Genomic DNA, 19,123 nt, shown 5'->3' on the forward strand with positions numbered 1-19,123 from the left:
AGATCTTGTCTCGTACTCCGGTGGCCGCTGGGCTTCCTGATTTTCCGTGGGATTCGCTCGCCGACGTCACGGCGAAGGCGCACTCTCATCCCGACGGCATCGTGAACCTGTCCGTGGGAACGCCGGTTGATCCCGTTGATCCGGTGATCCAGGAGGCTTTGTCCTCTGTTGCCGAGATACCCGGATATCCGACGACGCACGGCACGCTCGCACTTCGCGAGGCCGTAGCGGAGTCACTCGATCGCCGTTACAACATTCCCGACGTCGATCCGGCAGCGGTCCTGCCGGCGATCGGCACGAAGGAAATGATCGCGTGGCTGCCGACATTGCTAGGTCTCGGAGCCGACGATCTGGTGGTCATTCCGGAGTTGGCATACCCGACGTACGAGGTCGCGGCGAAGCTGGCAGGCGCTCGCGTCCTGCGCGCCGACGGCTTGAACAAGCTCGGTCCCGAGTCGGCGGCGATGATCTTCGTGAACTCGCCGTCGAACCCCACCGGCAAAGTGCTCGGCCTCGAGCACTTGCAGAAGGTCGTGGCCTGGGCGCGCGAGCGGGGCGCGATCGTCGTCTCCGACGAGTGCTACCTCGGATTGACGTGGGAAGCGGATGCGCTCTCCATTCTCGATCCCCGGGTCAACGACGGCGATCTGACCGGTTTGCTTGCGGTCCACTCGCTTTCGAAGACGTCCAATCTCGCGAGCTATCGCGCCGGGTTCGTCACCGGTGATCCGGCTCTGGTGTCGGAACTGCTCGAGGTGCGAAAGCACGCGGGCATGATCCTGCCGCTGCCGATCCAGGCGGCGATGACCGCAGCTTTGGGCGACGACCAACACGAGAACATCCAGCGCGAGCGGTACCGCGAGCGTCGCAGCGTGTTGATCGAAGCTGTTCGAGGCGCCGGATTCACCGTCGACAATTCCGAGGCGGGTCTATACCTCTGGGCGACGCGCGGCGAGGAATGTCGAGCGACGGTCAGTTGGTTCGCCGATCGTGGGATCCTCGTTGCCCCCGGTGAGTTCTACGGACCGAGCGGGAGCAAGCACGTGCGAATCGCGCTCACTGCAACAGACGAACGAATCGCCGCGGCAGCAAAGCGCCTCTCCGCCTGAACCGTGTGCTTTCCCAGGTGTCAGGTTCCCTGATGTCGGTATCGGTCCGATGTAAGGTCGCGCTGTGACCACCTCAGGGACCGGCGGCTTGGACGCGGTACTGATTTTTGCTGTCGTTGTCGCCTCGGTTGCACTGATGCTCGTGTGGTTGAAAAGTCGTCGAGTTTTCGGAGAATTCCCACTCTCGGCAGCTCTCCTCTGGCTGATGGTTGCAGTGCCATCCATCCTGCAGGCGCTGATACCAGGACTACTCGAGATGTTTCGTCGTGATCCCGCGTTGATTCGCGACGGTCAATGGTGGCGCATTCTGACCTCCGTGCTCGTCCAGGACGGAGGGGTCGCAGGAACCGTCACCAATCTCGTGACGCTGGCCGTGGTTGCACCGCCTGCGTTTCGGCTCTGGGGCGCCGCACGCGGCTGGGCTCTCTTCCTGCTCGGTCAACTGTTGTTCGGTTTGCTCACCACCGCAGTCTTTCCGTCGACCGGCGCAGGTAACTCCGGTGCCACACTTGCTCTGGCAGCGGCGGCCGCGGGGATCGGTGTTCTGGTGCGCCCGCGAATGCCTGAGATCGTTCTGACGGCCGTGATTGTCGTCGGCGGCGCAACCCTGGTGACGGTCGACGACGCGCACGGATTCGCCGTTCTTTCCGGGGCGCTTTTGGGGGCGGCGCTGGTGACGCTGTTCCCTCCGCACTCGATAGACGCGCGTCGGGCGGGAGAAAGTTTGCGACCATCGGCCCTGTGAGATGCTGTCGTGGTGCTGCTGAGATCACTGAACCCCCTTGCTGTCGCCCGCGGTGACGACCTCGACGACGCCGTGGCGATCGGTGACACGGTTCTCTCGCGGAGTGCCATTCTCGGTGCCGCGACCTCGGTCGCGGAACGAGTGGCGCAGGCCGATCGGGTTGCCGTATTGGCAACTCCCACAGCAAAAACGATCCTCGCCGTCGTCGGGGCCTTGATTGCCGGTGTCACCGTTGTGCCGGTACCGCCGGACTCGGGGAAGGCTGAGCGGGAGCACATTCTGCGTGACTCGGGTGCTCAGGCGTGGCTCGGTGAAACGGACGACCACTGCGACACTCTGCCGGTAGTTCCCGTCCGGTTGCACGCTCGCTCGTGGCACAGCTATCCGGAACCGGCACCGCAGTCCACAGCATTCGTCCTGTACACGTCCGGTACCACTGGCCCACCGAAGGGCGTTCTGCTCAGTCGCTCGGCCATCGCAGCCGGGATCGACGCGCTCGCCGAGGCCTGGGACTGGACGTGGCGAGACACGCTCGTGCACGGGCTTCCGCTCTTCCACGTGCACGGACTGATCCTCGGAATCCTCGGCCCCCTCCGGATCGGCAGCCGGGTGATCCACACCGTCAAGCCGACGCCGGAAAATTACGCCCGGGCGAAAGGCTCCCTCTACTTCGGTGTTCCCACCGTCTGGTCGCGTATCGCCGAAAACGAAGAAGCTGCGCGCGCGTTGTCCGGTGCCCGACTTCTGGTTTCCGGTAGTGCGCCGCTTCCTGTGCCTGTCTTCGAAAAGCTACGGGACCGAACAGGATTGACGCCCATCGAGCGTTACGGCATGAGTGAGACGATGCTGACTTTGAGCACACGTTTCGACGGCGAGCGACGCCCAGGGTGGGTCGGCGTGCCGCTGCGCGGAGTCGAGACTCGTCTTCGTGACGAGAAGGGCAACGACGTGCCACACGACGGCGAGAGTATCGGCGGTCTACAGGTACGTGGGCCGATGCTTTTCGACGGCTACTTGAACCGTCCAGACGCAACCGCCGAGTCCTGGACGGAGGACGGCTACTTCAAGACCGGTGATGTCGCCGTCATCGACGAGGGTGGGTTCCACCGAATCGTCGGCCGCGAATCCATCGACTTGATCAAAACCGGTGGATTCAGAGTCGGCGCCGGCGAGATCGAGACCGCCATCCTCGGGCACCCTTCGGTGTCCGAAGTTGCGGTGATCGGTGTCCCCGACGCCGATCTGGGTCAGCGGATCATCGCCGTCGTAGTCCGTAAGCCCGGGAGGCCCGAGGTCACCGAAGCTGAATTGGTCGAGTTGGTCGGGGCTGAGTTGTCGGCGCACAAGCGTCCCCGTGAGGTTCGCTTCGCCGAGACTCTGCCGCGTAACGCGATGGGCAAGGTCCAGAAGCGCGAGCTCTTCTGAGCAGAGCGGTTTGCTGAAAAGTCGCTGCGACGCTTGAAGGTTCGCGACTTCGGTCGGGCTGTCCCGGAATATGGGCTCGTCGGTTCTCCGGCGATTCAGCGCTAGTTGGAATTTCTGTGTTCTTGGCTACACTACCGCCCGGTAGGGATAGCTCCAGTCGCACGCATGCCGTCGGTATGTCCTAGTGCGAGTGGCCTCGGAAGGGCAGATTTCATGGCGGGCGGACGGCATTCGAGTCCTGACAGCGGGCGATCGATCGGGTTCTACGCAGTGGGTGGGTTGGTTGCCGTCGCGGTAGTCGCTACCGGGGTGGTGGTCTTCAAGGCAACACAGTCCGATTCCTGCGAGAGCGTCGACGAGTACTCGCTGGCAGCAGATCCTGCGATCGCGCCTGCAGTCACGGAGATCCTCGCAGAATCGTCGCCGGAGCAGACAGGCTGTTCGCGGATCACAGTCACCTCTGCGTTGCCAGGCGACGTAGCGGGAACCCTGGGTAAGGGCGTGGACGCACCGGACATGTGGATACCGGATTCGACAGCGTGGGTCGGCAAAGCTGCACTGACGGCCAAGGGACCGGTTGCTGCCGCCGGCGGTTCGATCGCCACCTCGCCTGTCGTCCTCGCCTCCGGCGGTGGCGAGCAGTTTGCCAGTTGGCTCACGGCGCTTCAGGTTCCCGATCTCGCGCTGGGCAATCCGTTGTTCACCGGGGTTGCGTCGGCGCCCATTCTCGGAGCCCTCGCGGAGACCGGGGCCACCTCCGAATCGGTTCGAGCGGCCCTGGTACCCCATGCCCAAGCAGAGAGCGTTCGTACCGAAGATCAGCCGGTAGGGCAGAAGATGCTCACCGAATTGGTCAGCTCCGGCAAGGTCGGTGTTTCGACCGAGCAACAGGTCGTCGAGTTCACGAAAGCCGAGTCGAAGATTTCCGCGACAGTACCGGCGACTGGAACCATGATCATGGATTACCCCCTGGTGGTCAGTGCCTCGGCGCCGGATCGGCACTACGCGGCAGCGAAGAAGAGTGACGCCATCGCCGACCTGTTGCACAGTGAATCTGCTCAGGAAGTGCTGACACGCAGCGGTTTCCGTACTTCCGGCGGTGGAGCTGTCGAAGGTGGAGTTGGTGACGTGACGGCCTTGACGGTCTCCGAACAGTCGGTGGCCGATCAAACGCTGGGCGCTTGGGCTCTGATGGCCAAGCCGATCCGGACACTCGTTGCGATCGACGTGTCTGCGTCGATGGACTACCCGGCAGCAGGCGGCAAGACGCGCATGCAGTTGACCACTGCTGCCGCTCTCGCCGGCAATCAGGTCTTCCCGGACAGTGTCGCTGCCGGTCTCTGGGCGTTCTCCCAAGGTATGAACGGAACCCAGGACTTTCAGGAATTGGTGCCGATCAGGCGCTACGACACCATCGTCGACGGCGTGACTCAGCGAAAGTTGATGGCTGATCAGGCGAACCGGCTCACCGAACTCAAGCGTGGCGCCACCGGTTTGTACGACACGACGCTGGCCGCCTTCCGTAAGGTGCAGGAATCGTACGATCCGCGAGCGGTCAACAGCGTCATCATCTTGACCGACGGTGCCAACGAAGATCCCGACAGTATCAGCCGTGAACAGCTGCTCGATGTTCTTGCACGCGAGCAGGATCCGGCGCGTCCGGTCATCATCGTCACCATCGGCATCACCGATGACGCCGATGCGGCGGCGCTCGCCGATATCTCCCGCGTGACGGGCGGTTCGACGTACATCGCTCGAGACCCCTCGGAGATTTCCGAGGTGTTTGTGAACGCACTGGCTCACCGAGGATCGTGAGCCACGCCGAGGACCTCAGGCCGCGTCGGGACCGGCCCAGGGCGTCGGAAGTGGCGGAGCCTCAGACGAATATCGGTGCCCGGTAGGTGTCGTCGTGGTGAAGGTGTGCCGGGTACCTGGTACAGGTTCGGCAGACCAGTCCGAGCCCTGTTTCGCGTAGTTGCATGCCGCGCACAACCCGGCACCGTTGGCTGCGCTGGTGAGGCCACCCCTCGAGTGATCGCGAATGTGGTCGCGGTGGCGAACCGGCGCGTCGCACCACGGAGTGCGGCAGCTTCGATCCCGGAGTTCGATCAATCGTGCCAACCCCTTCGGGAAGGTTCTCGCGGTGGATTCCATTGCGGTCAGTGCGCCCGTATCGGGGCGTGCGTAGAGCTTTCGAACCGTTGTCATGGTTTCGGAGTCCTCGCCGGACAAGGTGATCCATTCACGTGCGATGGCTGCTGGAACAGGTCCGTACCCGTGGACGTGGGCAGGGTCGGAACCGTCGCCGAGTAGCGACTGGTCGGAGACAATCAGATTCACCGTAACGGGTGTCGGTGTGGCGCGGCCGATTCCGGTGACCCGCTCCACCAGGAGATCAGCCATGATCTGAGCTCGCGTGCGCTCGTCCCCGCCGGCAAGTACGGAATCTGCATCGCGGCCGAGCGTGGCGTATACGACGGTACCCGCGGCAGCGGGAAGTAGGACATTGAGCCAGCACATCGTGTCGGGCGCAGGCCGAGACGTCACACGTCTGTCTCGTACGGCTTTGCGTGCTCGTCTCGCAACACTGTCGGCGTCTATTTCGGCAGTGCGTGCGCGGATTCTTTCTGTCAGTTGGTGGGTGCCACATCCGTCCAAGATCGCAGCGTCGCAGCAGAACTCGCGATCCAATGCAGCGCGATCCTGGACTGTGAGACACGCAGTTTCACGCATGAGAATTGTCGCTTGATGCTCACTGATGGAGCCACGGACGAGTAGTCGAAGTGTGTGTGGCATCTCGTCGTTCAGTGCGCGGGCCAGGTTGAGATGCTGAGTTCCGAACCATGCCGACTCTCGCCGTGCGAGGGCAATCTGTGCGTTGATTCCACGGCCCTGGTACGAGCGCGGAACTCCCCGTTCGCCGCGGTCCTTGCGGGTGAACGCGTCGAGATCGGCAGCCAGCAATGCCTGGGCCCCAGCGCAACTGGCCTTCAGCTCTTCCAGTGCGCGTAGTAGATCCACGCGAGCTGCGTTGTCGATGGAACGATCCATGCTGACGAGTGACGCTCGGAATTGTCCGATCGTTTCTTCGGATATCGTCTGTTTGGATATCGCCTGTTCAGATACTTTCGTCGTCACTTTTACCCCCCCGGTAGTGTCGAACATACATTCGATACTAGCGCCGACAGTGAACGCACGCAACGGCTTTCTCTGTTGGCGTCCGAAAGTTCCGACAGTTCGGTTTTTCATGGTTGACTGGTCCTCATGATCGAGTTGAGGGGATTGACCAAGGTTTACGGACCGACGAAAGCGGTGGACGATTTGTCGTTCACGGTCAAGCCGGGCATCGTGACGGGCTTTCTGGGCCCGAACGGTGCGGGTAAGTCGACGACGATGCGGATGATCCTGGGTTTGGATCAGCCGACGTCGGGTGCGGCGTTGATCGAGGGCAAGCCGTACCGCGAGCTCAAGACACCGCTGCGGACTGTCGGCGCGTTGTTGGATGCGAAGTGGGTGCACCCGAACCGCAGTGCGCGGGCGCATCTGCAGTGGATGGCTGCTTCGAACGGGATCCCGAAGTCCCGCGTCGACGAGGTGCTCGGGTTGGTCGGGTTGTCCGAGGTGGCGGGCAAGAAGGCCGGTGGGTTCTCGCTCGGTATGTCGCAGCGTCTCGGGTTGGCGGGTGCGTTGTTGGGTGATCCGAAGGTGTTGTTGTTCGACGAGCCGGTCAACGGTCTCGATCCGGAGGGCATCGTCTGGATTCGTAAGTTCATGCAGCGGTTGGCGGCCGAGGGTCGCACGGTGTTGGTGTCGAGTCACCTTCTCTCGGAGATGGCGTTGACGGCGGAGCAGTTGGTGGTGATCGGTCGGGGTCGGTTGATTTCGGATTCGACGGTGGCAGAGTTCGTGGATCGTTCGTCGGAGTCGACGGTGCGCGTGCGTAGTCCTCAGCTCGATGCGTTGCGCAGTGTGTTGCTCTCGCAGGGGTTGACGGTGCGTGAGGACGGTTCCGGTGTTGCGCCGGCGTTGGTGGTCGTGGATTCGACCACTGACGTGATCGGCGGTCTGGCTGGTTCGCAGGGAATCGTGTTGCACGAGTTGGCGTCTGTGCAGGGTTCGCTCGAGGATGCGTTCATGAAGTTGACCGGAGACGATGTCCAGTACCACGCATCCGGTATCGATCCGGGTGCCGGAGCCCACCACACAAACACACAGCAGGCTATGGGAGGTGCACTGTAATGGCTGTTCTCAGTGCTGAACGTATCAAGATCACCACGACCAAATCACCGTTGTGGTGCACGATCATCATCATCGTGCTCGGGTTGGGACTCGCTACCGTTTTCGGACTCAGCGCCAAGTCGTCGCTCAGTAGCCCCAACGGTGCAATGATGCCGACAGTGTCGGGGGCACTCAGTGGAGTGACCGGCTTCGGTGTGTTGGTTCTGATGATCATGGCGGCTCTCGCGATCACCAGCGAATATCGCTTCGGGACCATCCGCACCACCTTCCAGGCAGTTCCGAACCGCGCTTCGGTGCTCATCGCCAAAGCGGGCCTCATCGGTGGGTTCGGAGCGGTGCTGACTCTCGCATTGTCGTTCGGCGCTTTCGCTCTCACGAAGGCCACATCAGGTGACGCCGGAAGATTCCTGACTCTGTCTGGCGACGATAACTGGCGGGTCGTCTACGGAACACCGATCTACGCGTTCTTCTGCGTAGTTCTAGCCGTAGGAGTGGGCGCGTTGCTCCGGCAGTCTGCAGGTGCGATCGCATTACTGCTGTTGTGGCCCTTGCTGATCGAGAATCTTTTCAACCTGTTCGGAAGTATCGGCGAGAAGATCATGCCGTTCCTGCCGTTCATGAACGCCAACAACTTTCTCGGTTCCGGCGGTAGCGTCGACTTTCACTGGGGACCCTGGGGCAGCCTCATCTACTTCGCCCTCTTCGTGCTCGTCGTATTCGGCCTCAGCATCGTCGTCGTGAACAAGCGAGACGCATAGGCGCACGGATCAGGCGGGCTGATTCTGCTTACGCCAACGGGCGTTCAGGAAACCCAATGCCGCGATCACGAGGAACAACACGGTGGTCGAGATCAACTGTGCACGGGCATCGGCGTCGAAGAGCATGAGGACGACGAAGACGCCAAGCATCGCGAGGGTCGCGTAGCTCAGATACGGGAACAGCCACATACGAACTGTCAGCTTGCCCGACGCTTCGAGTTGTTTACGCAGTCGCAGATGCGAGACGACGATGAAGATCCAGATGACGAGCAGCGCGGCGCCGACTGCGTTGAGCAGGATGCCGAGCAGGTCGTCGGGGAGCAGCCAGTTGAGCAGGACGCTGACGAAGCCGAAGAACACCGACAGCAGAACGGCATTGGTCGGAACTCCGGTGCTCGACAGTTTCGCCATGAAAGCGGGTCCGTCGCCGCGGCGCGAAAGTGAGAACGCCATCCGGGAGGTGCCGTAGATGTTGGCGTTGAAGGCGGAAAGCAACGCCACCACTACGACGAGTTCCATGAACCCGGCAACACCCGGAATGTTCGCCTTGTTCAAGACGGCCACAAATGGGCCGCTCTCGAGTTCGGGGTCGTTCCAGGGCAGCACCAGAACCATGATGGAGATGGCACCGATGTAGAAGACACTGATGCGCCACACGACGCTTCGCACAGCGACGGCGATGGAGCGTTCCGGATTCTCGGATTCGGCTGCGGCGATGGTGACGATCTCGATCCCACCGAAGGCGAACGCCACGACGAGCAGTCCTGCAGCAATGCCAGACAACCCATTGGGCATGAAGCCGCCCTGCCCGAACAGATTGCTAGTACCGACCGGGTCGGTATCGGGGAGGATGCCGAACACCAGCAGGACGCCGATGACGAGGAAGGCGATGATGACGGTGACTTTGATTGCGGCGAACCAGAACTCGAACTCACCGAAGTTGCTGACCTTCGCCAGGTTCACCACGGCGAAGAACACCACGAAGACCAGGGCGACAACCCATTGCGGGATCGACGGCACCCAGTCGTTCACGATCGCCGAGGCTCCGGTGATCTCGGCGCCCAGCACCATGATGAGCATGAACCAGTAGAGCCAGCCCATCACGAAGCCGGCCCACTCGCCGATCCCCAGGCGCGCGTAGTGAGAGAAGGAACCGCTCGCCGGGATCGCAGCTCCCATCTCACCGAGCATGCGCATCACGAACACCACGACGGCGCCCGCAAGGATGTAGGAGATCAGGACGGCCGGGCCGGCCTTGGCGATACCGACGCCGGTTCCGAGGAACAGGCCGGCGCCGATGGCCGAGCCCAGGCCCATCATCGTCAGATGGCGGACCTTGAGACCGTGGCCGAGAGCAGTGGTTGTTCCGTCGGAGACGTCGGTGTCAGTCATCAGTCGTTGGCGTGCAAAGCAGCGTTCAGTTCGACGCCGGTGCCCTTCCACGGCACGACCTCGACGGCACCCGAGACCGAGTTACGACGGAAGAGAAGGTTCGACTTGCCGCTGAGTTCCTTGGCCTTGACGACGGTGCCGTCCGGGCCGGTGACCTTGGTGCCCGCGGTGACATAGAGGCCCGCTTCGAGGACGCAGTCGTCGCCGAGCGAAATGCCGAGGCCGGCGTTTGCGCCGAGGAGGCAGCGCTTGCCGAGGGAGATGGTTTCCTTGCCGCCGCCGGAGAGGGTGCCCATGATCGAGGCGCCGCCGCCAACATCGGATCCGTCGTCGACGACGACGCCCGCGGAGATGCGGCCTTCGACCATCGAGTTACCGAGGGTGCCGGCGTTGAAGTTGACGAAGCCTTCGTGCATGACGGTCGTTCCGCTGGCGAGGTGCGCACCGAGTCGGACACGGTCCGCGTCACCGATACGCACTCCGGACGGCACGACGTAGTCGACCATGCGGGGGAACTTGTCGACGCTGAACACGGTCACGACGCCGCGGATGCGCAGACGTGAGCGAACTTGCTCGAAGCCTTCGACGGCGCACGGGCCGAAGTTGGTCCACACGACGTTGCTGAGCAGGCCGAACTGGCCGTCGAGGTTGACGCCGTGGGGTGCGACGAGACGGTGCGAGAGGAGGTGGAGGCGCAGGTAGACGTCGTGTGCGTCGACCGGCGCCTTGGAGAGATCGGCGATGGTGGTGCGGACGACGACCTGCGAGACCTCGCGAGCGTCGTCAGTGCCTGCCAGCAGTGCAAGATCGGAAGGAATGTCTGTTCCCTCGACGTTCTCGGTACCGGTCTTGTCGAATGTTCCCAGCTCCGGTGCCGGGAACCAGGTGTCGAGGACGGTTCCGTCCGCGGTCACGTTGGCGATACCTACTGCTGTTGCTCCCTGTGCGCTCACGGGACTAGAGATTACTGGGTGGTGGGTGCACCGGCCTAGGCTGGTGCGTGTGAGCATCCTCGATCTTGCTTCGGACCCCATCGACTTGACGGCCGCCCTGGTCGACATCCCCAGCGTCTCGCACGACGAATCCGTCATCGCGCAGGCCGTCGAGGATGCGCTGCGTGAGCAGACTTCGGGCTTCGAGATCATCCGCAACGGCAACGCCGTGTTGGCGCGGACCTCGCGTGGTTTGCCCAGTCGCGTCATGCTTGCCGGACATCTGGATACGGTGCCCATCGCGGACAATGTTCCTTCGCGGCGTGACGGCGACATCCTGCACGGCTGCGGGACCGTGGACATGAAGTCGGGCGACGCGGTCTTTCTGCACCTGGCGGCAACCATCGAGAACCTGGCCCACGATCTGACCCTGGTTTTCTACGACTGCGAAGAGATCGCCGCAACCTTCAACGGCCTGGGACGGATCGAACGCGAGATCCCGGAATGGCTCGCGGCCGACGTCGCAATTCTCGGTGAGCCGACGGCCGGTTTCATCGAGGCCGGATGCCAGGGCACGATGCGGGTTCGGTTGACAGCTTCGGGAACTCGCGCACATTCGGCCAGGTCCTGGCTGGGGGACAACGCCATTCACAAGTTCGGCGGTGCGTTGGAGCGGTTGTCGAGTTACCAGCCGCGCTCGGTCGACATCGACGGTTGCGGCTACCGCGAAGGTTTGTCGGCGGTGCGGATTTCTGGCGGTGTCGCCGGAAACGTCGTCCCGGACGAAGCCGAGATGGACGTCAACTTCCGATTCGCGCCCGATCGCAGTGAGGTACAAGCCGAGGCGCATGTGCGCGAAGTGTTCGACGGCCTGGGCCTCGGATTCGAGGTCACCGACTCCTCGCCCGGCGCGCTGCCTGGCTTGGCGAACCCGTCCGCTGCCGCCCTGATCGAGGCGGCCGGTGGTCAGTTCCGTGCGAAGTACGGGTGGACCGACGTGTCCAGGTTCTCGGCGCTCGGCATTCCTGCCGTGAACTACGGACCGGGTGATCCGAACCTCGCACACAAGCGCGACGAGCACGTTCCGGTGCAGCAGATCACCGACGTCGCGGCCGTGCTGAGGAAGTATCTGTCGGCCTGACCGTTAGCCTTGCCGCATGGCACCAGAGAAGAATTCGGCTTCGAAGAAGCAGAGCTCGTCGATCAAGCACCGCGGGCCCGTTCAGCTTCGACGCAAGCGCAAGGACGAGAAGACCACGACCGATCAGCGCTTGCTCGACAAGCGCGGACCCACGGACTGGGTACACACCGATCCGTGGCGTGTGCTGCGTATCCAGAGCGAATTCATCGAAGGTTTCGGCGCACTCGCCGAGGTCCCGCGTGCGGTGACGGTGTTCGGTTCGGCCCGCACCACTGTCGATCATCCCGAGTATCAATCCGGCCGTGAGCTGGGAACGGCGTTGGCCGAAGCCGGATACGCCGTCATCACCGGCGGTGGACCGGGAGTCATGGAAGCTGCCAACCGCGGTTGCAGCGAGGCCGGCGGATACTCGATCGGTCTCGGCATCGAGCTGCCGTTCGAGCAGGGTCTCAACGAGTGGGTGGATCTCGGAATCAACTTCCGGTACTTCTTCGCGCGCAAGACGATGTTCGTGAAGTACTCCCAGGCATTCATCTGCCTGCCGGGTGGCTTCGGAACACTCGACGAGCTGTTCGAGGCACTGACCCTGGTGCAGACCCACAAGGTCACGCGCTTCCCGATCGTCCTGTTCGGTACCGAGTACTGGTCCGGACTCGTCGACTGGATTCGCGGCACCCTCGAGCGTGACGGCAAGATTTCCGAGGGCGACGTGAATCTGCTGCACGTCACCGACAGCGTGGAAGAAGCAGTACGAATCGTCCTCAACGCCGACAAGGGCGTCGACGAGGCCGCAGATCTGGGGAAAGAAGAAGAATGGTGACCGATTCCGACAAGAAGTACTCGATCTGCGTCTACTGCGCGTCCGGTCCGGTGGACGAATCGTTCCTGGCATTGGCTGCCGAGGTGGGAACCGCGATCGGTCGACGCGGATGGCAGTTGGTCTCGGGCGGTGGCAACGTCTCGATGATGGGCGCTGTCGCCGAGTCCGCTCGCGCGGCGGGCGCCTGGACCGTCGGCGTCATTCCGAAGGCCCTGGTGCACAAGGAAGTAGCCGACGTCGATGCCGACGAGCTGATCGTCACGGACACCATGCGCGAGCGCAAGAAACTGATGGAAGATCACGCCGACGCGTTCATCACGCTGCCGGGCGGAATCGGGACGCTGGAAGAGCTGTTCGAGACGTGGACCGCCGGCTACCTCGGAATGCACGAGAAACCAGTGGTGATGCTCGATCCCGTCGGGCACTTCACCGGCCTGCTCGAGTGGTTGAACAAGCTCGACGGGACCGGCTTCGTCGGGCGTCAGGCTTTGGACACTCTGTTGGTGCGGACGGACGTCGAGGCTGCGCTCGACGCGTGCGTCAGATCCTGATCAGACGCCTGCGTGGAACCCTGACCTGGGGCATGGCGGGCTTTATTACCGTGCAGTAAGGTGGCCGCAGACTGGGCGGCCGAATGGGCGCCGGATACGTGTTAGGGGAGCCATGAGTTCGGAAGCCCGTTCGACCGTCGGCCTGCTGGATCTGGCGGCAAAACTGCCGTCGATGATCACCGAGGTGCCGATCCTGGCGCGGGGGGCCGCCGGGCTCACCCGCAAGCCTTCGGCCAAGGAATCGATCGGGTTGATCTTCCAGAAGGCCGCGCACGCGCACCCGTCGCGCCCGTTCATCCGGTTCGAGGGCCACGCGACCAGTTACGCGGAGGCCAACGAACTGGTGAACCGCTACGCCGACGTCCTCCGCGGACGAGGAGTCGATCGCGGAGACGTCGTCGGAGTGCTGGCAAAGAACACCCCCGAAGCCCTGCTGATCGCGTTGGCCGCCGTCAAACTCGGCGCGGCTGCGGGCATGTTGAACTACAACCAGCGCGACGACGTTCTGGCACACAGCCTTACGCTGCTCGACGCGCGCGTCCTGGTGGTCGCCGACGAGTGCGAAGAGGCCCTCGAATCCTTGCCGGCGGGGTTTACCGGACCGAAGCAACTTCTCGTCAGTGAACTGGCGGATCTGGCGAAGACGGCTGATGCCGCCAACCCCGCGGTCACCGCCGAGGTGCTCGCGAAGGAGAAGGCGTTCTACATCTTCACCTCGGGTACCACGGGAATGCCCAAGGCCAGCTTGATGACTCACTTCCGTTGGCTGAAGTCGATGTCGGGCCTCGGGTTGATGGGCGTGCGCTTGCGCGGCTCGGACACTCTGTACTGCTGCCTGCCGCTCTACCACAACAACGCGTTGACGGTCTCGCTGTCCTCGGTGCTCGCGTCCGGTGCGACAATCGCGATCGGTCGTCAGTTCTCCGCCTCGCGGTTCTGGGACGACATCGCACTCAACAAGGCGACCGCGTTCACCTACATCGGCGAACTCTGCCGCTATCTGCTCAACCAGCCGGTCAAGCCGACCGACAGCGACAATGCTGTTCGGCTGATGGTGGGTAACGGTCTGCGCCCGGAGATCTGGGCCGAATTCACCCAGCGCTTCGGCATTCCCCGCGTCGCCGAGTTCTACGGTGCGAGCGAATGCAACATCGCGTTCGTCAACGCACTCAACGTCGACAAGACGGCCGGGATCTGTCCGTTGCCGCACGCCGTCGTGGAGTTCGACGAGGACACCGGAAAAGCGTTGCGTGGAGCCGACGGTCGCCTTCGCAAGGTGTCCACGGGTCAGGTCGGGCTCCTGCTGTCGAAGGTCACCGACCGAGCGCCTTTCGACGGTTACACCGACGAAGCCGCGAGCAACAGCAAGCTGGTGCGCGGCGGATTCAAGGACGACGACACCTGGTTCGATACCGGAGACCTGGTGCGCAAGCAGGGATGGGGCCACGTCGCCTTCGTCGACCGTCTCGGCGACACCTTCCGTTGGAAGGGCGAGAACGTTGCCACCACGGAGGTCGAGGGCGCGCTGAGTTCGCACCCGGCCGTCGAGGAAGCAGTTGTCTACGGCGTCGAGATCCCGGGCACCGACGGTCGCGCGGGAATGGCGGCGGTCAAGCTGCGGGACGGGCAGAGCTTCGAGGGAAGCGAAGTTGCAGCTCACCTCTACGGCAAGCTTCCCAACTACGCGGTCCCGCTGTTCATCCGCATCGTCGACTCACTCGAACACACCAGCACTTTCAAGTCGCGCAAGGTGGAATTGCGCAACGAGGGTTACGACGTCGGCGCCGACACTCTGCACGTTCTCGAAGGCCGCGAGGGTGGTTATGTGGACTCGTACGACGAATACGTCGGAAAGGTCGCGGCGGGCTCGGTACCCAAGGGCTAGACCGAGTTCCGTCATGCCAGTATGAGTGGCATGTCTTCACTCTCCGGTTCTACCGCGCAGCCAGGTCCGGCGCCCACCCTGTGTGGGCGTCCGGTCGCGGTCGACCGTGCATTGGTGATGGCGATCGTCAACCGCACTCCCGATTCCTTCTACGACCAGGGCGCGACGTTCTCGGATTCGGCAGCGATGGCTGCCGTCGACAGGGCCGTCGACGAGGGCGCCGATCTGGTGGACATCGGGGGAGTGAAAGCCGGGCCAGGTGACCTCGTCGACGCCGACGAAGAGGTCAGGCGGGTGGTTCCGTTCGTCGCCGCGATCAGGGCCAAGTACCCCGAGCTGATCATCAGCGTCGACACCTGGCGGAGCGGCGTCGCGCGGTTGGCACGCGGCGAAGGCGCCGACCTGATCAACGACACGTGGGCGGGTGCGGATCCGGAACTCGTTGTGGTTGCCGCCGAGACTGGTGCCGGGATCGTTTGCTCGCACACGGGTGGCGCGGTTCCGCGCACCCGCCCGCACCGTGTCCGCTACGACGACGTCGTCGCAGATGTGGTCACCGAGGTCGTGTCGGCGGCAGAACGCGCCCTGGCACTCGGAGTGCCGCGTGACGCGATTCTGATCGATCCCACTCACGATTTCGGTAAGAACACCTTCCACGGGCTCGAGTTGTTGCGAAAAGTGGACGTTCTTGTAAACACCGGGTGGCCAGTGCTGATGGCGCTGAGCAATAAGGACTTCATCGGGGAGACTCTTGGTGTGGAGCTTTCCGAGAGGTTGGAGGGAACATTGGCAGCGACAGCAATGGCCGCGGCTGGCGGCGCCCGGGTGTTCCGTGTTCACGAGGTGGCGTCCACCCGTCGAGTAGTCGACATGGTGGCCGCGATCCAAGGACGCCGTGCCCCGGTACGTACGGTTCGAGGTCTGGCATGAGCATCACCGGTGCGGGCCCGACCCGCGTATGGGCAGAAGCCAACAGTTGGGACCATCCGAGTTGGACGGTCGCCGAACTCGAACGGGCGAAGGGTGGCCGAACCGTCTCGGTGGTGTTGCCCGCGCTCAACGAAGAGGACACCGTTGCTGCGGTGGTCGACACCATTCACCCGTTGCTCGGTGGTTTGGTCGACGAGTTGATCGTTCTCGATTCCGGTTCGACCGACCGTACCGCCGAGCGTGCTCGCGCGGCGGGGGCGACGGTGATCAGTCGTGAGAGCGCAGTCCCGTCCATCCCGCCGACCGCGGGCAAGGGTGAGGTGCTGTGGCGTTCGGTCGCCGCAACGACCGGCGATCTGATCGCATTCGTCGACTCCGATCTCATCAATCCCGATCCGGCGTTCGTGCCCAAACTGCTGGGGCCGCTGCTCACGGTGGACGGCATCCATCTGGTGAAGGGCTACTACCGCCGTCCGCTCCGCGTGAGCGGCACGGAGGACGCCAACGGCGGCGGACGAGTCACGGAATTGGTTGCGCGGCCCATGTTGGCTGCGCTGCGGCCCGAACTCACGTCGGTACTGCAACCATTGGGCGGTGAATACGCGGGCACCCGTGAGCTGCTGTCCGCTGTCCCGTTTGCGCCCGGCTACGGCGTCGAGATCGGCCTTCTGCTCGACACGTACGACACGTTGGGGCTGGCGGCGATCGGTCAGGTCAATCTCGGTGTGCGCAAGCATCGCAACCGGCCGCTCGCCGACCTCGGCGTGATGAGCCGGCAGATCATCGGAACGATGCTCCGGCGGTGCGGGATCGAGGATTCGGGTGCCGGGTTGACCCAATTCCTGGTCGACGGAGATTCTTTCGTGCCCGAGACCACTGAGGTTTCGCTACTCGATCGACCCCCGATGAATTCGATAGTGCGCACCGCGGGGGTCTGACCGCTCACACTCGGGTATGGGAGTATCGGTTCATGATGACGATCCTCCTGTACCTGATTGTCATGGCACTGGTCGGCGCGATGATCTTCCTCGCCGCCAGCGCTGTGTTCGGGCGCTCGGAAGAGCTGCCGCCGCTGCCTCCTGGCACGACGGCGACCGTACTCCCGGCAGAGGACGTCACCGGGGCGGATGTCGACGCTCTTCGTTTTCAGCAGGTGTTGCGTGGATACAAGGCGAGTGAAGTGGATTGGGCCCTGCATCGCCTCGGGTTGGAAATCGATTCTCTGCGTGCGCAACTGGGCCGTGACGAGAAGTCCGAGGTTCTGGTGAAGGCGGATGCTCCGGCCAAGGCCGAAGCAACGCAGGAGGCGCCTGAGACCGAATCCGAAGCGAAGGATTCCCAGGGCTGATGGCAGACGGACTGGTTCGGTGCGGCTGGGTGGTCGAGACGCCCGGTGACTCGCTGTACCGCGACTATCACGACGAGGAGTGGGGGCGTCCGCTACACGGGCGCGACGAACTGTTCGAGCGGCTCGCCCTCGAAGCATTCCAATCGGGGCTTTCTTGGATCACGATTCTGCGCAAACGCGAGGCGTTCCGCGAAGCCTTCGACGGGTTCGATCCGGACAAGGTCGCAGCGTACGGAGTTGCGGATGTGGAGAGATTGCTCTCCGATGCCGCGATCGTCCGCAATCGCGCGAAGATCGAGGCGACGATTTCCAACGCCCGAGTGCTCGTGAATTCACCCGATCTGGACCTCGATTCGTTACTCTGGTCGTTCTCGCCGCCTCGACGCACCAGACGACTGACATCAATTGCAGAGGTTCCGGCGGTCACTCCCGAGTCGACTGCGATGGCTAAGGAACTCAAGCGACGCGGGTTCAAGTTTGTGGGTCCTACCACGGCTTATGCGCTCATGCAGGCTACCGGAATGGTCGACGATCACGTGGCTGATTGCTGGGTTCCGGCGCAGGTGTGACGGTCGACTGAACACCCCTAAATGTGACTCAGATTCCCGGTTCCTGCATCCATAGGGAACAATGGAGGGTACGAGCCTCGCTGATTGTTGGCGGGGCGCACCGTTAGTCGAGGCGCAGAGCAATGCAGCGCAGATCTGGAGGGAGCAGAGGATGGCGGCCATGAAGCCCCGGACCGGGGACGGTCCCCTCGAAGCAACCAAAGAGGGACGAGGAATCGTCATGCGGGTTCCACTCGAGGGTGGCGGACGCCTCGTCGTCGAGCTGACCCCGGATGAAGCTGCAGCGCTCGGTGTGGAACTCACGAACGTCACCAGCTAGTCGGGTCCAGGTTGTAGCAGTACGAACAACAGCACGTGATTGCACGCAGGCTCCGTATCCGTTTCGGTACGGGGCCTGAAGTGTGCGCACCGCCGGTAGCCGAAAGGACGGATCAATGCTTGCCGCCGTGGTCGATCTACTGTCCTGCCCGCAGTGCGCCGCAGAGCTGGAATTGGTGGACGGCGCCGCCGAGTGCGATCGCGGACATCGATTCGACGTCGCTCGCCAGGGTTACGTGAGCCTGATCAGTGGCGGTGCCACGAAGTTCACCGGCGACAGTGCCGAGATGATCGCCGCGCGTGCACGACTTCTCGGCGCCGGCCACTTCGGCCCGCTGATGGATGCCGTTTCCCGGGCCTGCGCGACGACGGCAGGGGCGGATCCTGCGCGGATCGTCGAAATCGGTGCAGGCACAGGACAATACCTCGCACACGTCATGGATTCGCTGCCTGATTCTCGGGCAATAGCCTTGGACGTGTCCAAGTTCGCGGCACGGCGAGCGGCGAAGATCCACGAAAGGATCGGCTCGATCGTCGCGGACGTCTGGCAACCACTTCCGATTCGAGACGGAGTGCTCTCCCACGTGCTCTGTGTGTTCGCTCCACGCAACGGTCCGCAGTCCCATCGAGTTCTCGCCGATGACGGCGTTCTGGTGGTCCTGACGCCCACCGACAGGCATCTGCGCGAGCTGATCGACATTCTCGAGATGGTCAAGGTCGACGATCGCAAGGTGGAACGTCTCGAATCGTCGATGGCCGGCTTGTTCGAGCGCGTGAGCAGCGACGAGGTCGAGTTCACGATGTCACTCTCACACCAGGACGTCCTCGACCTGGTGGGAATGGGACCGTCGGCGAGGCACCTGATGCCCGCCGATCTGGCTGCCGCCGTGGCGAAGCTGCCGCAGCCGAGCACCGTCACCGCGTCGGCGACGGTCTCGACCTATCGCAAGATCTGACGCGG

19 protein-coding genes are annotated in these 19,123 nt (G+C 63.2%); 16 read left to right on the forward strand and 3 right to left on the reverse strand.

Going from position 1 to position 19,123, the window contains the following annotated elements; genetic code table 11:
• The first annotated feature begins 5 nt into the window (after nt 1-5).
• The 4 genes from dapC (at nt 6) to CPI83_RS09375 (ending at nt 5,094) form a co-directional block, all read left to right on the forward strand.
• Nucleotides 6-1,109 carry a succinyldiaminopimelate transaminase gene (gene dapC / locus CPI83_RS09360; RefSeq protein ID WP_021332787.1) on the forward strand — a complete coding sequence of 368 codons (1,104 nt, stop codon included), beginning with the start codon at nt 6-8 and terminating at the stop codon, nt 1,107-1,109.
• 64 nt (nt 1,110-1,173) lie between these two features.
• Nucleotides 1,174-1,854 carry a rhomboid family intramembrane serine protease gene (locus CPI83_RS09365; RefSeq protein WP_021332788.1) on the forward strand — a complete coding sequence of 227 codons (681 nt, stop codon included), beginning with the start codon at nt 1,174-1,176 and terminating at the stop codon, nt 1,852-1,854.
• A gap of 12 nt (nt 1,855-1,866) precedes the next feature.
• Nucleotides 1,867-3,279: an acyl-CoA synthetase gene (locus tag CPI83_RS09370; protein ID WP_097388153.1), complete on the forward strand. Its 1,413-nt coding sequence runs from the start codon at nt 1,867-1,869 to the stop codon at nt 3,277-3,279.
• 213 nt (nt 3,280-3,492) lie between these two features.
• Nucleotides 3,493-5,094, forward strand: coding sequence for a substrate-binding and VWA domain-containing protein (locus CPI83_RS09375; RefSeq protein ID WP_029536790.1), 1,602 nt, complete (start codon nt 3,493-3,495; stop codon nt 5,092-5,094).
• Nucleotides 5,095-5,109: 15 nt separating this feature from the next.
• On the opposite strand, the gene CPI83_RS09380 is transcribed toward CPI83_RS09375, so the two are convergent.
• Nucleotides 5,110-6,330: an HNH endonuclease signature motif containing protein gene (locus CPI83_RS09380; RefSeq protein ID WP_232816898.1), complete on the reverse strand. Its 1,221-nt coding sequence runs from the start codon at nt 6,328-6,330 to the stop codon at nt 5,110-5,112.
• Between the two features lie 213 nt (nt 6,331-6,543).
• On the opposite strand from CPI83_RS09380, the gene CPI83_RS09385 reads away from it, so the two are divergent.
• Together CPI83_RS09385 and CPI83_RS09390 are read left to right on the forward strand one after the other, a co-directional pair.
• A complete protein-coding gene (locus CPI83_RS09385; RefSeq protein WP_097387128.1) occupies nt 6,544-7,518 on the forward strand; it encodes an ATP-binding cassette domain-containing protein in 975 nt (324 codons plus the stop codon).
• Nucleotides 7,518-8,276 (forward strand): ABC transporter permease, encoded by a 759-nt coding sequence (locus tag CPI83_RS09390; protein ID WP_042952452.1) that lies wholly within the window; start codon nt 7,518-7,520, stop codon nt 8,274-8,276. Before CPI83_RS09385 ends, CPI83_RS09390 begins: the two co-directional genes overlap by 1 nt.
• 9 nt (nt 8,277-8,285) lie before the next feature.
• On the opposite strand, the gene CPI83_RS09395 is transcribed toward CPI83_RS09390, so the two are convergent.
• Both CPI83_RS09395 and dapD read right to left on the reverse strand, forming a co-directional pair.
• A complete protein-coding gene (locus CPI83_RS09395; protein ID WP_020908472.1) occupies nt 8,286-9,668 on the reverse strand; it encodes an amino acid permease in 1,383 nt (460 codons plus the stop codon).
• A complete protein-coding gene (dapD, locus tag CPI83_RS09400) occupies nt 9,668-10,621 on the reverse strand; it encodes a 2,3,4,5-tetrahydropyridine-2,6-dicarboxylate N-succinyltransferase (RefSeq protein ID WP_019749368.1) in 954 nt (317 codons plus the stop codon). The genes CPI83_RS09395 and dapD overlap by 1 nt, the downstream gene beginning before the upstream one ends.
• A 49-nt stretch (nt 10,622-10,670) precedes the next feature.
• On the opposite strand from dapD, the gene dapE reads away from it, so the two are divergent.
• The 10 genes from dapE to CPI83_RS09450 all read left to right on the forward strand — a co-directional run bounded on the left by dapE (nt 10,671) and on the right by CPI83_RS09450 (nt 19,118).
• Nucleotides 10,671-11,741 (forward strand): succinyl-diaminopimelate desuccinylase, encoded by a 1,071-nt coding sequence (dapE, locus tag CPI83_RS09405; RefSeq protein ID WP_198586343.1) that lies wholly within the window; start codon nt 10,671-10,673, stop codon nt 11,739-11,741.
• Nucleotides 11,742-11,757: 16 nt separating this feature from the next.
• Entirely contained in the window at nt 11,758-12,561 is an 804-nt protein-coding gene (locus tag CPI83_RS09410) for a TIGR00730 family Rossman fold protein (RefSeq protein ID WP_003945176.1), read from the forward strand.
• On the forward strand, nt 12,555-13,112 hold the full coding sequence (locus CPI83_RS09415; protein WP_020908470.1) for a TIGR00730 family Rossman fold protein: 558 nt from the start codon (nt 12,555-12,557) through the stop codon (nt 13,110-13,112). The genes CPI83_RS09410 and CPI83_RS09415 overlap by 7 nt, the downstream gene beginning before the upstream one ends.
• Before the next feature lie 112 nt (nt 13,113-13,224).
• Nucleotides 13,225-14,997, forward strand: a complete 1,773-nt coding sequence (locus tag CPI83_RS09420; RefSeq protein WP_019749365.1) for a long-chain-acyl-CoA synthetase — start codon at nt 13,225-13,227, stop codon at nt 14,995-14,997.
• Nucleotides 14,998-15,027: 30 nt separating this feature from the next.
• Nucleotides 15,028-15,927 carry a dihydropteroate synthase gene (gene folP / locus CPI83_RS09425; protein ID WP_037249509.1) on the forward strand — a complete coding sequence of 300 codons (900 nt, stop codon included), beginning with the start codon at nt 15,028-15,030 and terminating at the stop codon, nt 15,925-15,927.
• On the forward strand, nt 15,924-16,865 hold the full coding sequence (locus CPI83_RS09430; protein ID WP_019749363.1) for a glucosyl-3-phosphoglycerate synthase: 942 nt from the start codon (nt 15,924-15,926) through the stop codon (nt 16,863-16,865). The genes folP and CPI83_RS09430 overlap by 4 nt, the downstream gene beginning before the upstream one ends.
• A gap of 32 nt (nt 16,866-16,897) precedes the next feature.
• On the forward strand, nt 16,898-17,275 hold the full coding sequence (locus CPI83_RS09435; protein WP_019749362.1) for a DivIVA domain-containing protein: 378 nt from the start codon (nt 16,898-16,900) through the stop codon (nt 17,273-17,275).
• Nucleotides 17,275-17,844, forward strand: a complete 570-nt coding sequence (locus CPI83_RS09440; RefSeq protein ID WP_019749361.1) for a DNA-3-methyladenine glycosylase I — start codon at nt 17,275-17,277, stop codon at nt 17,842-17,844. The genes CPI83_RS09435 and CPI83_RS09440 overlap by 1 nt, the downstream gene beginning before the upstream one ends.
• 151 nt (nt 17,845-17,995) lie before the next feature.
• The gene (locus CPI83_RS09445) at nt 17,996-18,163 is read left to right on the forward strand and encodes a DUF3117 domain-containing protein (protein WP_003945169.1); all 168 of its coding nucleotides are present in this window, start codon (nt 17,996-17,998) and stop codon (nt 18,161-18,163) included.
• A 115-nt stretch (nt 18,164-18,278) separates the two neighbouring features.
• Complete coding sequence (locus CPI83_RS09450; RefSeq protein ID WP_097388154.1) at nt 18,279-19,118, forward strand: putative RNA methyltransferase; 840 nt, start codon at nt 18,279-18,281, stop codon at nt 19,116-19,118.
• The last annotated feature ends 5 nt before the right edge of the window (nt 19,119-19,123 follow it).

This window comes from Rhodococcus sp. H-CA8f (genome assembly GCF_002501585.1).
Lineage (GTDB): Bacteria > Actinomycetota > Actinomycetes > Mycobacteriales > Mycobacteriaceae > Rhodococcus_F > Rhodococcus_F erythropolis.

What these genes read in the sequence shown, in the direction of transcription:
- CPI83_RS09375 (WP_029536790.1), top strand. Translation starts at nt 3,493, where the DNA reads ATGGCGGGCGGACGGCATTCGAGTCCTGACAGCGGGCGATCGATCGGG.
- CPI83_RS09380 (WP_232816898.1), bottom strand. Translation starts at nt 6,330, where the DNA reads ATGGATCGTTCCATCGACAACGCAGCTCGCGTGGATCTACTACGCGCA.
- CPI83_RS09385 (WP_097387128.1), top strand. Translation starts at nt 6,544, where the DNA reads ATGATCGAGTTGAGGGGATTGACCAAGGTTTACGGACCGACGAAAGCG.
- CPI83_RS09390 (WP_042952452.1), top strand. Translation starts at nt 7,518, where the DNA reads ATGGCTGTTCTCAGTGCTGAACGTATCAAGATCACCACGACCAAATCA.
- CPI83_RS09395 (WP_020908472.1), bottom strand. Translation starts at nt 9,668, where the DNA reads ATGACTGACACCGACGTCTCCGACGGAACAACCACTGCTCTCGGCCAC.
- CPI83_RS09410 (WP_003945176.1), top strand. Translation starts at nt 11,758, where the DNA reads ATGGCACCAGAGAAGAATTCGGCTTCGAAGAAGCAGAGCTCGTCGATC.
- CPI83_RS09415 (WP_020908470.1), top strand. Translation starts at nt 12,555, where the DNA reads ATGGTGACCGATTCCGACAAGAAGTACTCGATCTGCGTCTACTGCGCG.
- CPI83_RS09420 (WP_019749365.1), top strand. Translation starts at nt 13,225, where the DNA reads ATGAGTTCGGAAGCCCGTTCGACCGTCGGCCTGCTGGATCTGGCGGCA.
- folP (WP_037249509.1), top strand. Translation starts at nt 15,028, where the DNA reads ATGTCTTCACTCTCCGGTTCTACCGCGCAGCCAGGTCCGGCGCCCACC.
- CPI83_RS09430 (WP_019749363.1), top strand. Translation starts at nt 15,924, where the DNA reads ATGAGCATCACCGGTGCGGGCCCGACCCGCGTATGGGCAGAAGCCAAC.
- CPI83_RS09435 (WP_019749362.1), top strand. Translation starts at nt 16,898, where the DNA reads ATGATGACGATCCTCCTGTACCTGATTGTCATGGCACTGGTCGGCGCG.
- CPI83_RS09440 (WP_019749361.1), top strand. Translation starts at nt 17,275, where the DNA reads ATGGCAGACGGACTGGTTCGGTGCGGCTGGGTGGTCGAGACGCCCGGT.
- CPI83_RS09445 (WP_003945169.1), top strand. Translation starts at nt 17,996, where the DNA reads ATGGCGGCCATGAAGCCCCGGACCGGGGACGGTCCCCTCGAAGCAACC.
- CPI83_RS09450 (WP_097388154.1), top strand. Translation starts at nt 18,279, where the DNA reads ATGCTTGCCGCCGTGGTCGATCTACTGTCCTGCCCGCAGTGCGCCGCA.